A 14,296-nucleotide genomic window follows, 5' to 3' on the forward strand; every position below is an offset into this window, starting at 1 on the left:
ATGCTGGACACGGTGGCGCCTGCACGCGCAGGCGTCACCGCAGGTATCGACAGCCGGCCGCGTCAGCTCTTGAAGTTGAGCCTGCGGTTCAGGCCAAGCGCAAGCAGCGTACCGATGGCCCCCGACAACAGGTAGGCACCAATCCACGGCAGGCCGAACTCGGTGGTCAGCCACAGCGCCACCAGCGGGGCGAACGCGGCGCCGATGAGCCACGCCAGGTCCGAAGTCAGCGCTGCACCGGTGTAGCGATAGCGCTGGCCGAAATTCGCCGTGACCGCACCCGCGGCCTGCCCGTACGACAGGCCCAGCAGGATGAAGCCGGCGAGGATGAAGACCGCTTGTCCGATGGAGCCCGCGCCCAGCAGGGTCGGCGCGAAGCCGCTATACATCGCGATGCCCACCGCCAGCCCGCCCAGCGTGCTGGCCCGGCCGATGCGGTCGGCGATGAAGCCCGACGCGACGATGGCGCCCGCCGCCAGGAACGCGCCGACGATCTGCAACATCAGGAACTGCGGGATCGACTGCTCCGAGAACAGCAGGATCCACGACAGCGGGAAGATGGTCACGATGTGGAACAGCGCATAGCTGCCCAAGGCGGCGAACGCGCCGATCACCACGTGGCGGCCCTTCGCACGCAGCATCTTCGTCACTGAAGTCGGTCCAAGCTCCAGTTCGCCCATCTTGGTCTGGTACTCGTCGGCCACCACCAGCCGCAGCCGCGCGAACAGGGCCACCACGTTGATCGCGAATGCGACGAAGAACGGATAGCGCCAGCCCCAGGCCAGCAGGTCTTCCTCGGAGAGATTCGCGTACAGGAACGCGAACACGCCCGCCGCCACGATGAAGCCCACCGGCGCGCCCAGCTGCCCCAGCATCGCGTACCAGCCGCGGCGCTCCTTGGGCACGTTCATCGCCAGCAGCGACGGCAGCCCGTCCCACGAGCCGCCCAGCGCCACGCCCTGCAGGGTGCGGAAGAACGCCAGCAGCAGGATCGCCGCCACGCCCAGCGAGCCGTAGGACGGCACGAACGCAATGCCCGCCGTTGCCGTGCCCAGCAGGAACAGCGCCGCGGTGAGCTTGGTGCCCAGGCCCCAGCGCGACTGGATCTTCAGGAACAGCAGCGTGCCGAAGGGACGCGCGATGAAGGCCAGCGCGAAGATGGCGAACGAATACAGCGTGCCCTCGAGCCGATCGACGAACGGAAAGAACACCGCAGGGAACACCAGCGCCGAGGCGATGCCGTAGACGAAGAAATCGAAGTATTCCGAGGTGCGGCCCACCACCACGCCGACGGCGATCTCGCCCGGCGCGATGTGCGACTGCGACTTCATGCCGTGGTCGTGGTCGGTGGTGGTGCTGGTGGGCGTGGACATCGGCGGGCGCTTCAGGCGGGACGGGGGAATCTGCAGGTTGACAGCTTGCCAGCGCGCCGGTGATGGATCGATAGGACAAAACGTCCAATGGTCGCCGACGCCGCACCTCCTTACATTGACCCGGATCAATGTGGCGTGCTGCCCCCAATGCCCCTGCTCAGAACACTCCTCAGTCGTCTCCTCCCCGCCCTGGTCGCGCTACTGTCGCTGACGGGGTGCGAGCTCGTGGTGCTGTCGCCGCAGGGCGACGTGGCCGCGCAACAGGGCCAGCTGATCGTGGTGGCGACGGTGCTGATGCTGATCGTCATCGTGCCCGTGATCGCGCTCACGTTCTTCTTCGCATGGCGCTACCGCGCCGCGAACACCAAGGCCACCTACAAGCCCGACTGGGACCATTCCACCCAACTGGAGCTGGTGATCTGGGCGGTGCCGCTGCTGATCATCATCGCGCTGGGCGCGGTGACCTGGATCAGCACCCACCTGCTGGACCCCTATCGCCCGCTCGACCGCATCGGCCCCGGGCGACCCGTGCCGGAAGGCGTGGAACCGCTGGAGATCCAGGTGGTGGCGCTGGACTGGAAGTGGCTGTTCGTCTACCCCGAATACGGCGTGGCGGCGGTCAACGAAGTGGCTGCGCCGATCGACCGTCCGATCCGCTTCAGCATCACCGCTTCCTCGGCGATGAATGCGTTCTACGTGCCGGCGCTGGCCGGGATGATCTACGCCATGCCGGGCATGGAGACCAAGCTGCACGCGGTGATGAACGAGGAAGGCGAGTACGAGGGCTTTTCCGCCAACTACAGCGGCGCTGGCTTCTCGCACATGCGCTTCCGCTTCCACGGACTGTCCGACGAAGGCTTCGATGCCTGGATCGTACGCGCTCGCGGTTCCGGCGACACCTTGGGTCGCAGCGAATACCTCGCACTGGAAGTGCCCAGCCAGCGCGAACCTGCGCGGCTGTTCGCCAGCGTCGACAGCGGCCTGTTCAGCGCCATCGTCAACCGTTGCGTGGATACCGAACACCTGTGCATGAACCAGATGATGGCCTATGACGCCGTTGGCGGCCTCGGCCTGGGCACGGTGGATGCGCTGGTGCGACCGACCCGCGGCGACCTGCGCGCCGGGCCGTTCGTGTCCGCCGAAGCCTGCACGGTCAACGACCTCGTCGCCGCGCAGCAGCTGCCTGTCCTGCAGGGCGGGCTGAAATCGCCCTGATGCCACCCCGGCGCGCGCCGCCGACCCGTTTCCCCGGAACCTGCCATGGCTTTTGACCCGACCACCGTCGAACACTCCCCGCTGACCGGGCGGATGGCGTGGGACGCGATCCCGATGTTCCACGATCCGATCCTGATGGCGACGTTCATCGGCACCTCGATCGGTGGCCTCGCCCTGCTCGCCGTGATCACCCGCTACAAGCTGTGGGGCTGGCTGTGGCGCGAGTGGTTCACCAGCATCGACCACAAGAAGATCGGCATCATGTACATGGTGCTGGGCCTGGTGATGCTGCTGCGCGGCTTCGCCGACGCGATCATGATGCGCCTGCAGCAGGCCATGGCGTTCGGCGACAACCTCGGTTACCTGCCGCCGCACCACTACGACCAGATCTTCACCGCGCATGGGGTGATCATGATCTTCTTCGTGGCCATGCCGCTGGTCACCGGGCTGATGAACTACCTGGTGCCACTGCAGATCGGCGCGCGCGACGTCGCTTTCCCCTTCCTCAACAACTTCAGCTTCTGGATGACCACTGCCGGCGCGGTGCTGGTCATGGCCTCGCTGTTCTTCGGCGAATTCGCCGCCACCGGCTGGCTGGCGTATCCGCCACTGTCGGGCATCGGGCTGAGCCCATGGGTCGGCGTGGACTACTACATCTGGGCGCTGCAGATCGCAGGCGTCGGCACGTTGTTGTCAGGCGTGAACCTGCTGGTCACCATCATCAAGATGCGCGCACCCGGCATGGGGTTGATGAAGATGCCGATCTTCACATGGACGGCGCTGTGCACCAACGTGCTGATCGTGGTGTCGTTCCCGGTGCTCACCGCGGTGCTGCTGCTGCTCACGCTGGACCGCTACCTGGGCACCAATTTCTTCACCAGCGACCTCGGCGGCAACGCCATGATGTACGTGAACCTGATCTGGATCTGGGGCCACCCCGAGGTCTACATCCTGATCCTGCCGCTGTTCGGGGTGTTCTCCGAGATCGTGTCCACGTACTCCGGCAAGCGCCTGTTCGGCTACTCGTCGATGGTGTACGCCACGGTGTGCATCACCATCCTGTCGTACCTGGTGTGGCTGCACCACTTCTTCACCATGGGCTCGGGCGCCAGCGTCAACTCGTTCTTCGGCATCACCACGATGATCATCTCGATCCCGACGGGCGCGAAGATCTTCAACTGGCTGTTCACGATGTACCGCGGCCGCATCCGCTTCGAGGTGCCGATGCTGTGGACCATGGGCTTCATGGTCACCTTCGTGGTGGGCGGCATGACCGGCGTGCTGCTGGCGGTGCCGCCGGCGGACTTCGTGCTGCACAACTCGCTGTTCCTGGTGGCGCACTTCCACAACGTGATCATCGGCGGCGTGGTGTTCGGCCTGTTCGCGGCGATGACGCACTGGTTCCCGAAGGCGTTCGGCTTCAGGCTCGACGACTTCTGGGGCAAGGTGTCGTTCTGGTTCTGGCTGGCCGGCTACTGGCTGGCGTTCACGCCGCTGTACGTGCTGGGGCTGATGGGCGTGACCCGCCGCATGAGCCATTTCGACGACCCGTCGCTGCAGATCTGGTTCCAGATCGCGCTGTTCGGCGCGGTGCTGGTGGCGATCGGCATCGGCGCGTTCCTGTACTGCATCTACATCAGCTTCCGCCGGCGCGAGCAGCTGCGCGACACCACGGGCGACCCGTGGGACGGGCGCACGCTGGAATGGTCCACCTCTTCGCCGCCGCCGCAGTACAACTTCGCGTTCACCCCGGTGGTGCACGACAACGACGCGTGGTCGGACATGAAGCAGCGCGGCTTCCAGCGCCCCACCATCGGATTCAAGGCGATCCACATGCCGAAGAACACCGGCGCCGGCGTGATCCTGGCCGCGCTGAGCACGCTCTGCGGATTCGCCCTGATCTGGCACGTCTGGTGGCTGGCCGGTGCGTCGCTGCTGGCGGTCATCGCTTACACCATCTGGCACAGCTTCAACTACGACCGCGACTACTACATCCCGGCGGACGAGGTCGCCGCCACCGAGGAAGCGCGCACGCGGCAACTGGTGAACGTCCATGTCTGAGGCCATCGCACTGCATCGTGAGGACGGCTCGCCGGTGTTCCTGGACACCGCCGGCAAGCACCATCCCGAGAACGCCACCCTGCTGGGCTTCTGGATCTACCTGCTCAGCGACCTGATGATCTTCGCCTGCCTGTTCGCCACCTATGGCGTGCTGGGCCGCGCATACGCGGCCGGGCCGTCGGGCGCCGACCTGTTCGACCTGCGGCTGATCGCGGTCAACACGGCGATCCTGCTGGTGTCGTCGATCACCTACGGCTTCGCGATGATCGCCATGCAGCGGCGCGACAAGCGCAAGCTGATTGCATGGCTGGTCGGCACTGGCCTGCTGGGCCTGGCCTTCCTCGCGATCGAGGTCTACGAGTTCTGGCACCTGATCTCGCTCGGTGCAGGCCCGCAGCGCAGCGCGTTCCTGTCCTCGTTCTTCGCCCTGGTCGGTACCCACGGGCTGCACGTGCTGTTCGGCGTGGTCTGGCTGGTGGTGCTGTGCATCCAGCTGCGCAAGCACGGCCTGACCCGCGCCAACACACGCCGCGTCGCCTGCCTGTCGATGTTCTGGCACTTCCTCGACGTCGTCTGGATCGGCGTCTTCACCTTCGTCTACCTGATGGGCGTCCTATGAGCGACCTCGCCACCCACGCGCACGACGATGCGCACGCACACGGCGACCACGACCACCTCGAGGTCGGCATTCCCCACGTCAGCGCGAAGGAATACCTGACCGGCTTCGTGCTGTCGGTGGTGCTGACCGCCATTCCGTTCTGGCTGGTGATGGCCAAGGTGCTGCCCACGCCAGCCATCACCACGCTGGTGATCCTTGCCTTCGCGGTGGTGCAGGTGGTGGTGCACATGGTGTATTTCCTGCACATGAACCCGAAATCCGAGGGTGGCTGGAACCTGCTGGCGCTGGTGTTCACCCTGGTGCTGGTGGTGATCGTGCTGGCCGGTTCGCTGTGGGTCATGCACCATCTCAACACCAACATGATGCCGGGCGCGCACGACATGCAGGAGATGCTGCTGCAGAACGCGCCATGACCGCGCCGCACGCCGACCGCGACACCCACCTGCCGCCGAAACGCCCGGTGTTGCGCGTCGTCTTCGCCGCTGCACTTGCGATCGCGTTCCTGGGCTTCACCACGCTGGGCGTGTGGCAGGTGCAGCGACTGGCGTGGAAGCGCGACCTGGTCGCACGCGTGGATGCACGCATCCATGCCGTACCCGTTCCGGCGCCAACGCGCGATGCCTGGGCCGGCATCGATGCCGACAACAGCGAGTACCTGCACGTGCGCGTCGTCGGCCGTTTCCTCGATGTCCCCACCACGCGCACGCAGGCGGTCACCGCGCTGGGTGGCGGCTGGTGGCTGCTGTCGCCGCTGCAGCTGGACGGCGGCGAGATCGTGCTGGTCAACCGCGGCTTCGTGCCAACGGGCGAGACCGCAGCCGGCCCACCCACCGGTCGCGTCCAGGTCACCGGCCTGCTGCGGCTGGATGAACCGGGCGGCGGTTTCCTGCGCAGCAACGCACCCGGCGAGGATCGCTGGCATTCGCGCGACGTGCAGGCCATCGCGGAGGCGCGCGGCCTGCCGGCCGACCGCGTGGCGCCCTACTTCATCGATGCCGGCCGCGACAGCGCCGCGCAAGGCTGGCCCCGCGGCGGCATGACCGTCGTCAGCTTCCGCGACCACCACCTGCAGTACGCGCTGACCTGGTTCGCGCTGGCGCTGCTGACGCTGGTCGCGGGCGCGTGGCTGTTCGTATCCGAACGTCGTTTGCGGCACCATCGTCGGCAGCTGTCCACGGGCACCGACCATGGCGACACCCCCAGACGCCGCTGAAACCACGGCCGACATCCTGCCGCGCAGCCGCATGAGCGGCGGGCAGGCGCAGGCCGGACTGCGCAACATGCAGCAGCTGATCCAGCTGCGCTGGATCGCGGTGGTGGGCCAGGTGGCCGCGATCCTGGTGGTGCATTACGGCATCGGCATCGCGCTGCCGCTGCGACCGATGCTGGTGGTGCTGGCCGCACTGGCCGCCTTCAACCTGCTCAGCATGGCGTGGCTGTTGCGGCGGCCACGGGTGACCAACACCGCGCTGCTGGTCGCGCTGCTGGTGGACGTGCTGTCGCTCGCCGTCCAGTTGTACCTGAGTGGCGGCATCGGCAACCCGTTCGTGTTCCTGTTCGCGCTGCAGGTGGCCGTCGGCACGGTATTGCTGCGCCCGCCGGCCAACTGGCTCCTGGCCGCGGCGGCGGCGTGCTGCGCGATCGCGCTCGCGGTGTTTCCCGGGCCGATCGACCTGCCGGCGGACCCGTCGCGAGGCGTGGCCGATCCCTACGTGCAGGGCCTGCTGATCTGCCTGCTGCTGGTGGCGACGCTGCTGGTGGTGTTCATCTCGCGCATTGGCCGCATCCTGCGCGAGCGCGACGCACACGTGGCCGAACTGCGCCAGCGCGCGGCGGAAGAAGAGCACGTGGTGCGCATGGGCCTGCTGGCCTCGGGCGCGGCGCACGAGCTCGGCACGCCGCTGTCGACGCTGTCGGTGATCCTGGGCGACTGGCGCCACCTGCCCACGTTCGAATCCGATCCGGAGTTGCTGGGCGACGTGGCCGAGATGCAGGCGCAGGTGACGCGCTGCAAGTCCATCGTCACCAACATCCTTCTGGCCGCGGGCGAGACCCGCGGCGAGGCACCGGAAGCGACCACGTTGCATCAGTTCCTCGACGGCCTGGTCGCCGACTGGCGCGTCTCGCGCGCCAGCGACGTACTGGTGTACCGCAATGCCTGCGACGAAGACCCGTGGATCGTCGCCGACACCGGATTGCGGCAGATGGTGTTCAACGTGCTGGACAATGCACTGGAAGCTTCGCCGGCGCGCGTCGAACTGAATGCGCATTGCCGCGACGGCGCACTGGTGATCGAAGTGGTCGACGAAGGCGCGGGCTTCTCGCCCGACATCCTCGAGCGGCTCGGTGCGCCCTATAACTCCAGCAAGGGCCGTCCGGGCGGCGGACTGGGCCTGTTCCTGTCGGTGAACGTGGCCCGTACACTGGGCGGGCACCTCACCGCGCGCAATCGCGCACGTGGCGGTGCGGTGGTCACGGTGACCCTGCCGCTGTCGGCGTGGAGCATCGAGGATGTCGAGGAACCGGGCGATGACGACTGAACGCAGGCTGCTGATCGTCGAGGATGACGACGCTTTCGCGCGCACCTTGGTGCGCTCGTTCGAACGGCGCGGCTATGCGGTGCGGCTGGCTGCCGGCCCGGATGGCCTGGATGCGCTTCTGGAGGCGTTCGCACCGACGCATGCCGTGGTCGATCTCAAACTCGCCGGCAACGCATCAGGGCTTGCCATCGTGCAGGCGCTGCACGCGCACGACGCGGCGATGCAGATCGTGGTGCTCACGGGCTACGCCAGCATCGCGACCGCGGTGGAGGCGATCAAGCTGGGCGCCTGCCACTACCTCGCCAAACCGTCGAACACCGACGACATCGAGGCCGCGTTCGAGCGCTCGGCCGGCAACGCCGAGGTGCAGCTGACCGAGCGCAAGACCTCGATCAAGACGCTGGAGTGGGAACACATCCACGAGACGCTGGCCGAGACCGGCTTCAACATTTCCGAAACCGCGCGTCGGCTGGGCCTGCACCGCCGAACGCTTGCACGCAAGCTGGAAAAGCGCCGGGTGAAGTAGACATCGTTCCGCAAAGCCGTTGCGCAAGCCGATGGCTTGCAAGCGTGCCTCCTCACCCCCTGTGCGGCGCTCTAGGGGGCTGGGAAGCTCCGTCGCGATTCCAAGGCCTCCACAGTCGTCACTCCGGCGCAAGTCGGGACCCAGTGCCTATTATTGCCAGAACGGGTGAACGATCGAAGACGCTGGGTCCCGGCTTGCGCCGGGATGACGGCTTTTTGGGGTCTTGATCTACGTTGAGCCGCAACACCGCTCGAAGACCCGGAGGGCGTCCGGCATGGATGCCGGACGTTTTTCGACAGGACACGGATGTCCTGTCGAAAAATCCCGTCGAGCCCAACCCGAAACGTTAGCTCCGTCGGGGAAGAGCATTTCTTTGGTTACTTTCTTGACCGGCTGCGCCGTTCGCTTCGCAGTTTGCCAGCAAAGAAAGTAACCCGCCCTTCAGGGCGGAACGCACTTGCTTCGGCCAGCCTCGCCGCCCCCATCGCAAGTCGCGTGAAAAGGACACATCTGCCTTTCCGAGCGACATGGGGCTGTGCTGCTAAAATCGAATCTAGCAACGACCCTGAAGGCTGGACATCAACCGCAAGAACAACCAGCCGTGCAGTCAACGCACGGCAGCCCCGTGCGTCGCGCCCGCCAGCACAGCCAATCGCTCGCGCAACGCCGGCGCATCCACCGGCGTATCGCGCAGCAACACCCGCACCCCATGCGCAGGCACCTCCAGGTCGATGCGTTCGCCGATCTCCACCGTGGCGCCATCGAAGGCATCGCGCCACGCGCCGGACTGCACCAGCGCATCGATGCCGATGCGGGTCGCAGCGTCGCCCTTGTTGAGCAACACCAGTGCGGTTTGCGCCACGCCTTCATGCTGGTACACGCGGTAGAACGCCGCCACGTCGCCTTCCAGCACCAGGTTGACCTGCAGCCCGCGCTGCAATGCGGGCGACTGCCGCCGCAGGTTGGCGATGCGCGTCAGCTGCGCGTGGATCGGGCTATCCGACGCGGCGTCGACGCGCGCCTGGCCGAAGTAGTTGCGGTTGCCGGCGTGTTCGGCGCGACCGCGCATGAACCCGGTTTCGGAGCCGTAGTAGACCACCGGGATGCCGCGCGCGGTGAACAGCCAGTTGTGCGCGTCGATGAAGCCCTCGTCGCTCGCGTCCATGCGCGCCATGTCGTGGTTGTCGTAGAACGTCGCCAGCTCGTAGGGGTTCGCGTACGGTCCGCCCTCGAGGAACAGCGCGGACGCCAGCCGTTCGAAGCCAGCCCCGGCGCGCCCGAACACCTCGTCCATCGCCTGCTTCATCGGGAAGTCGAGCACGCTGACGCCACCATTCTGCGGCAGGGTGTACGTGGCGATGTTGGCCGCGTCGTAGTCAAATGCCTCGCCGAACATGAAGAATCCCGGCCGCTTCTCGCGGATGCGGTCGGTGAACTGCTTCCAGAATGCATGCGGCATCCAGGCAATGGTGTCGATGCGGAAGGCATCGGCGCCCTGGTCGATCCAGTGCAGGTAGGCGTCGACCATGTAGTCCAGCACGGCCGGGTTGGCGGCATCGAAATCCGCCAGCTGCGCGAGGTTGCCGTCGAAGATCGAGCCGTCCTTCGCGTCCACCGGACCGGTCGCGTTGTAGAACGCGTGCAGCGGGTTGCCAACGGGATCAAGTTCGGTTGGATGCAGGTTCTGGTGATCGGCCAAAAGGGTGCCGTCGCGCCCGTACAGCTTGCCGAACTTCGGCTGGTCGCGGGTCATCGTCCATGCCGGCGAGCCGTGGTTGCCGACGATGTCCAGCACCAGCTTCATGCCGCGGCCATGCATCGCACCGGCCAGGTCGGAAAACTGCATGCCGGGACTGGGCAGGTGTTCGTCCGTTTCGAAGAAGTTGACGCCCCAGTAGCCGTGGTAGCCGGTCTTGCCGCGGTCGCTGAGGATGGTGCCGCAGCCGGGCGGCTCGCCACCGGTGAAGGGCTCGTCGGGATTGTCGACCACGGGCGTGATCCACACCGCACTGAAGCCCATGTCGCGGATGTAGTCGAGGTTGTCGGCGATGCCCTTGAAGTCGCCGCCGAGGTAGCCGATGTTGCCGGCCACGCCGTCGCAGGGCGCCAGCGGGATGTCGAAGGTGCCCTGGTCGCGGTGGTCGTTGCCGGGATCGCCATTGACGAAGCGGTCGGTGACGACGAAGTACACCGTCTCGCTGGCGAACGGCTCGAGGGTGCCGTGGAAGCTTTCGAGGACCGGCGCCTGCATGGTTTGCGCTGGCGGCTCCGCCGTTCCGCATCCTGCCAGCACGAGGGCGAGCGCAGACGCAAGCAACAGCGAAGGGCGGATCATCATGGCAAAGTCCTCATTGTCGTGTAGCAAGCGAATCACGAAGTGCAGCAGTCTTCATCCCGAAGAGGGGGAACGACCCATCACGGCGATGCCCTACGGCCTGCGCACCCGCAGAGTGCACAGCCCGGCGACGATGAAACACGCGCCGCCCAGCATCAGCACGCGGATCGGCTGGCCGTCGAACAATTGCGACACCAGCACGCCCAGCGTGCTCACCGCGACCAGCTGCGGGATCACGATGAAGAAATTGAAGATGCCCATGTAGATGCCCATCTTCGACGCTGGCAGGCTGTCGGACAGCATCGCGTAGGGCAGCGACAGGATCGACGCCCAGGCGAAGCCCACGCCGACCATCGACAGCAGCAACCATTGCGGATCGCGGATGAAGGCGATCGACAGCAGGCCGAGGCCGCCCAGCCAGAGGTTGACCAGATGGCTGGCGCGCAGCCCGAGCCGACGCGCCATCGTGGGGATGGCGATGGCGGCAAGCGCCGCGAACCCGTTGTAGGCGGCGAACAGCACGCCCACCCAGTTCGCGCCTTCGTTCCACAAGGCCGACGCAGTATCCGTGGTGCCGTAATGGTGCGAGGTGACCGCGGCCGTGGTGAACAGCCACATGCAGAACAGGCCGAACCAGGAGAAGAACTGCACCACGGCCAGTTGCCGCATCGTCAACGGCATGGCGTGCAGGTCGGCGGTGACCGTTGGCACCATCGAGCCGCGCGGCAGCGACGGCGCGACGACGCGCAGCAGGCCATACGCCATCGGCAAGCCCGCCAGCACGTACAGCATGCGGTTCCAGCCGAAGTACGCCACGGCGCACGCGCCCAATGCGCCGACCAGCAACCATGGCCAACCGCCATTCGCCCCCGGCACGGGTGCATCGCCCGCCACGGCGCCCTCGGGCTCGGCATCATCGAAGCTGCGCAGTTCTTCCGGCGAGTATTCGCGGCTGCGCAGCACCGTCCACAGGATCGCCAGGAACAGCACCGCGCCACCGGCGTAGAACGCGTAGCGCACGGTATCGGGCACCACGCCGGGCGCGGCGGTGTTCGCCACGCCCCACTTCGCCAGCAACCACGGCAACAGACTGGCCACCACCGAGCCCACGCCGATGAAGAACCCCTGCATCGCGTAGCCGGTGGGACGCTGCCGCGGCGACAGCTGGTCGCCGACGAAGGCGCGGAACGGCTCCATCGACACGTTGAGCGAGGCATCGAGGATCCACAGCGTGCCCGCGGCGATCCACAGCTCGGGCGAGTTGGGCATCACCAGCAGCGCGGCGGTGGAGAAGATCGCACCCCACAGGAAATACGGACGGCGGCGACCGAAGCGGGTCCAGGTGCGGTCGGAGAAATAGCCGATCACCGGCTGCACCAGCAGGCCGGTCAGCGGAGCGGCGATCCACAGCCCCGGCACCTGCTCCATGTCCGCGCCCAGCGTCTGGAAGATGCGGCTGACATTGGCGTTCTGCAGCGCGAAGCCGAACTGGATGCCCAGGAAGCCGAAGCACATGTTCCAGATCTGCCAGAACGACAGCTGCGGCTTCTCGCGTGGTGTCACGGCCATGGAACCCCTGCCCCGGATGTGGTGCGCGCATTCTCCGCGCAGCCGAGTGCGCTTGCCTTGCCGCATCGCAACATGGCCCGCGGACTGCCCGAACACCGTCGCGATGCAGGAATCGCAAGGACGTCAAGCGATTTTTTGCAATCGACGAGCTTCGACCCGGGGCTTCACGGTGATCGCGAATCGATGCTGTGCATACGTATTCATGGCGTCCCGCCCGTCGCGCCGCTGCTCGGCAAACGCCGTGCTGTGGAATAGTGGCGTCCGCAACGGGACGCCACCGGCGTCAGATCGAAACAACCCGGGGACACGATGGCAGTCGAACACTGGTGGCGTGGTGCGGTGATCTACCAGATCTATCCGCGCAGCTACATGGATACCGATGGCGATGGCGTGGGCGACCTGCCCGGTATCGTCGCGCGCCTTGGCCATGTGGCCTCGCTCGGCGTGGACGCGATCTGGATCTCGCCGTTCTTCAAGTCGCCGATGGCCGACTTCGGTTACGACATCGCCGACTACCGCGCCGTCGATCCCCTGTTCGGTACCCTGGACGACTTCGACCGGCTGCTGGAGAAAGCGCACGCGCTGGGCATCCGGGTGATGATCGACCAGGTGCTCAGCCATACCTCCAGCGAGCACGACTGGTTCAGGGAAAGCCGCCAGAGCCGCGACAACCCCAAGGCCGACTGGTACGTCTGGGCCGACCCGAAGGACGACGGCACCCCACCGAACAACTGGATGTCGCTGTTCGGCGGCGTCGCCTGGCGCTGGGAGCCGCGGCGCGAGCAGTACTACCTGCACAACTTCCTGTCGTCGCAGCCCGACCTCAACTTCCACAACCCCGCCGTGCAGCAGGCCACGCTGGACAACGTGAGGTTCTGGCTGGCCCGCGGCGTCGACGGCCTGCGCCTGGACGCGATCAACTTCTGCTTCCACGATGCACGGCTGCGCGACAACCCGCCCAAGCCCAAGGACCAGCGCGTCGGTCGCGGCTTCAGCCCCGACAACCCCTACGCCTACCAGTACCACTGGCACAACAACACGCAGCCGGAGAACCTGCCGTTCCTCGAATCGCTGCGCGCGCTGCTGGACCGCTACCCCGGCGCGACCACGCTTGGCGAGATCTCCTCCGAAGACTCGCTGGCCACCACGGCTGAATACGTCAACGGCCAGCGCCTGCACATGGGCTACAGCTTCGAGCTGCTGACCGACGACTTCAGCGCCGACTACATCCGCGGCACGGTCGAACGGCTGGAAGCGGCGATGACCGAAGGCTGGCCGTGCTGGGCGATCTCCAACCATGACGTGCAGCGCGCGGTGACGCGCTGGGGCGGCGCCAATCCTCCGCCGCAACTGGCGCCAATGCTGGTTGCGCTGGTGTGCTCGCTGCGCGGTTCGGTCTGCCTGTACCAGGGCGAGGAACTGGGCCTGCCGGAAGCCGAGGTGCCGTTCGAAGCATTGCAGGACCCCTACGGCATCGCATTCTGGCCGAACTTCAAGGGCCGCGACGGCTGTCGCACGCCGATGCCATGGACCGGGCGCAGCGACGACTTCAGCACCGGCAGGCCTTGGCTGCCGATCCCTGAGGCGCACGCCACGCTCAACGTGGCGGCGCAGGAGGCCGATCCGCGTTCGACGCTCAACGCCACGCGCCGCTTCCTGCGCTGGCGGCGCACGCAGCCGGCGCTGGTGCATGGCGCGATCCGCTTCATCGACACGCCGGAGCCGGTGCTTGCGTTCGTCCGCGAACACGAGGGGCAGCGCATGCTGGTGGCGTTCAACCTGTCGGCAGCGCCGGTCGCCATCGAGTTGCCGGGTATCGACGCACGACGCATCGACGACCATGGTCTGTCGTCCGGCGAACTTGCCGCGCAGCGCCTGCATCTGCCGGCTTACGGCGTGTTGTTCGGCGAGCTGGCGCGCTCGGCCACATCGGCTCCATCGATGCCGGAACTGTGCGCCCCGCACTCGTAGACGCAACACCGAAGCCCTGCAGGAGCGGGCCATGCCCGCGAAAGCCTGCGTCGCAGCTGCCGCCCAGTCGCGCCCATGGGGCGCTCC

The 14,296-nt window shown here is 66.6% G+C and carries 12 protein-coding genes; 9 read left to right on the top strand and 3 right to left on the bottom strand.

Features of this window, described 5'->3' with window-relative positions; genetic code table 11:
- Positions 1–62 precede the first annotated feature (62 nt).
- Positions 63–1,373, bottom strand: coding sequence for an MFS transporter (locus E2F46_RS06485; RefSeq protein WP_133321271.1), 1,311 nt, complete (start codon positions 1,371–1,373; stop codon positions 63–65).
- Positions 1,374–1,520: 147 nt separating this feature from the next.
- On the opposite strand from E2F46_RS06485, the gene cyoA reads away from it, so the two are divergent.
- The 7 genes from cyoA to E2F46_RS06520 are packed head-to-tail and all read left to right on the top strand — an operon-like array spanning position 1,521 to position 8,334.
- A complete protein-coding gene (cyoA, locus tag E2F46_RS06490; protein WP_133321272.1) occupies positions 1,521–2,588 on the top strand; it encodes a ubiquinol oxidase subunit II in 1,068 nt (355 codons plus the stop codon).
- Between the two features lie 45 nt (positions 2,589–2,633).
- A complete protein-coding gene (cyoB, locus tag E2F46_RS06495) occupies positions 2,634–4,649 on the top strand; it encodes a cytochrome o ubiquinol oxidase subunit I (protein ID WP_133321273.1) in 2,016 nt (671 codons plus the stop codon).
- Positions 4,642–5,268, top strand: a complete 627-nt coding sequence (cyoC, locus tag E2F46_RS06500) for a cytochrome o ubiquinol oxidase subunit III (RefSeq protein WP_133321274.1) — start codon at positions 4,642–4,644, stop codon at positions 5,266–5,268. Before cyoB ends, cyoC begins: the two co-directional genes overlap by 8 nt.
- The gene (cyoD, locus tag E2F46_RS06505) at positions 5,265–5,681 is read left to right on the top strand and encodes a cytochrome o ubiquinol oxidase subunit IV (protein ID WP_133321275.1); all 417 of its coding nucleotides are present in this window, start codon (positions 5,265–5,267) and stop codon (positions 5,679–5,681) included. Before cyoC ends, cyoD begins: the two co-directional genes overlap by 4 nt.
- Positions 5,678–6,481, top strand: a complete 804-nt coding sequence (locus E2F46_RS06510; protein WP_133321276.1) for an SURF1 family protein — start codon at positions 5,678–5,680, stop codon at positions 6,479–6,481. The genes cyoD and E2F46_RS06510 overlap by 4 nt, the downstream gene beginning before the upstream one ends.
- Positions 6,456–7,808, top strand: coding sequence for an ATP-binding protein (locus E2F46_RS06515; RefSeq protein ID WP_133321277.1), 1,353 nt, complete (start codon positions 6,456–6,458; stop codon positions 7,806–7,808). The genes E2F46_RS06510 and E2F46_RS06515 overlap by 26 nt, the downstream gene beginning before the upstream one ends.
- The gene (locus E2F46_RS06520) at positions 7,798–8,334 is read left to right on the top strand and encodes a response regulator transcription factor (RefSeq protein WP_133321278.1); all 537 of its coding nucleotides are present in this window, start codon (positions 7,798–7,800) and stop codon (positions 8,332–8,334) included. Before E2F46_RS06515 ends, E2F46_RS06520 begins: the two co-directional genes overlap by 11 nt.
- Before the next feature lie 607 nt (positions 8,335–8,941).
- Here the strand turns inward: E2F46_RS06520 and E2F46_RS06525 are convergent.
- Together E2F46_RS06525 and E2F46_RS06530 are read right to left on the bottom strand one after the other, a co-directional pair.
- The gene (locus E2F46_RS06525; RefSeq protein WP_207949542.1) at positions 8,942–10,669 is read right to left on the bottom strand and encodes an alpha-amylase family glycosyl hydrolase; all 1,728 of its coding nucleotides are present in this window, start codon (positions 10,667–10,669) and stop codon (positions 8,942–8,944) included.
- 93 nt (positions 10,670–10,762) lie between these two features.
- Positions 10,763–12,238, bottom strand: a complete 1,476-nt coding sequence (locus E2F46_RS06530; protein WP_133321280.1) for an MFS transporter — start codon at positions 12,236–12,238, stop codon at positions 10,763–10,765.
- A 72-nt stretch (positions 12,239–12,310) separates the two neighbouring features.
- On the opposite strand from E2F46_RS06530, the gene E2F46_RS06535 reads away from it, so the two are divergent.
- Both E2F46_RS06535 and E2F46_RS06540 read left to right on the top strand, forming a co-directional pair.
- Positions 12,311–12,493, top strand: a complete 183-nt coding sequence (locus E2F46_RS06535; RefSeq protein ID WP_133321281.1) for a hypothetical protein — start codon at positions 12,311–12,313, stop codon at positions 12,491–12,493.
- A gap of 54 nt (positions 12,494–12,547) precedes the next feature.
- Positions 12,548–14,209, top strand: a complete 1,662-nt coding sequence (locus tag E2F46_RS06540) for an alpha-glucosidase family protein (RefSeq protein WP_133321282.1) — start codon at positions 12,548–12,550, stop codon at positions 14,207–14,209.
- Positions 14,210–14,296 lie beyond the last annotated feature (87 nt).

Origin of the sequence: Luteimonas aestuarii (assembly GCF_004357985.1) — a bacterium.
In the GTDB taxonomy this organism is placed as follows: Bacteria; Pseudomonadota; Gammaproteobacteria; order Xanthomonadales; family Xanthomonadaceae; genus Luteimonas; species Luteimonas aestuarii.

Excerpts from the sequence above, each read along its gene's own strand:
- E2F46_RS06535 (WP_133321281.1), top strand. The coding sequence starts at position 12,311 with ATGGCCCGCGGACTGCCCGAACACCGTCGCGATGCAGGAATCGCAAGG.
- cyoB (WP_133321273.1), top strand. The coding sequence starts at position 2,634 with ATGGCTTTTGACCCGACCACCGTCGAACACTCCCCGCTGACCGGGCGG.
- cyoC (WP_133321274.1), top strand. The coding sequence starts at position 4,642 with ATGTCTGAGGCCATCGCACTGCATCGTGAGGACGGCTCGCCGGTGTTC.
- cyoD (WP_133321275.1), top strand. The coding sequence starts at position 5,265 with ATGAGCGACCTCGCCACCCACGCGCACGACGATGCGCACGCACACGGC.
- E2F46_RS06525 (WP_207949542.1), bottom strand. The coding sequence starts at position 10,669 with ATGATCCGCCCTTCGCTGTTGCTTGCGTCTGCGCTCGCCCTCGTGCTG.
- E2F46_RS06515 (WP_133321277.1), top strand. The coding sequence starts at position 6,456 with ATGGCGACACCCCCAGACGCCGCTGAAACCACGGCCGACATCCTGCCG.
- E2F46_RS06520 (WP_133321278.1), top strand. The coding sequence starts at position 7,798 with ATGACGACTGAACGCAGGCTGCTGATCGTCGAGGATGACGACGCTTTC.
- cyoA (WP_133321272.1), top strand. The coding sequence starts at position 1,521 with ATGCCCCTGCTCAGAACACTCCTCAGTCGTCTCCTCCCCGCCCTGGTC.
- E2F46_RS06540 (WP_133321282.1), top strand. The coding sequence starts at position 12,548 with ATGGCAGTCGAACACTGGTGGCGTGGTGCGGTGATCTACCAGATCTAT.
- E2F46_RS06510 (WP_133321276.1), top strand. The coding sequence starts at position 5,678 with ATGACCGCGCCGCACGCCGACCGCGACACCCACCTGCCGCCGAAACGC.
- E2F46_RS06530 (WP_133321280.1), bottom strand. The coding sequence starts at position 12,238 with ATGGCCGTGACACCACGCGAGAAGCCGCAGCTGTCGTTCTGGCAGATC.
- E2F46_RS06485 (WP_133321271.1), bottom strand. The coding sequence starts at position 1,373 with ATGTCCACGCCCACCAGCACCACCACCGACCACGACCACGGCATGAAG.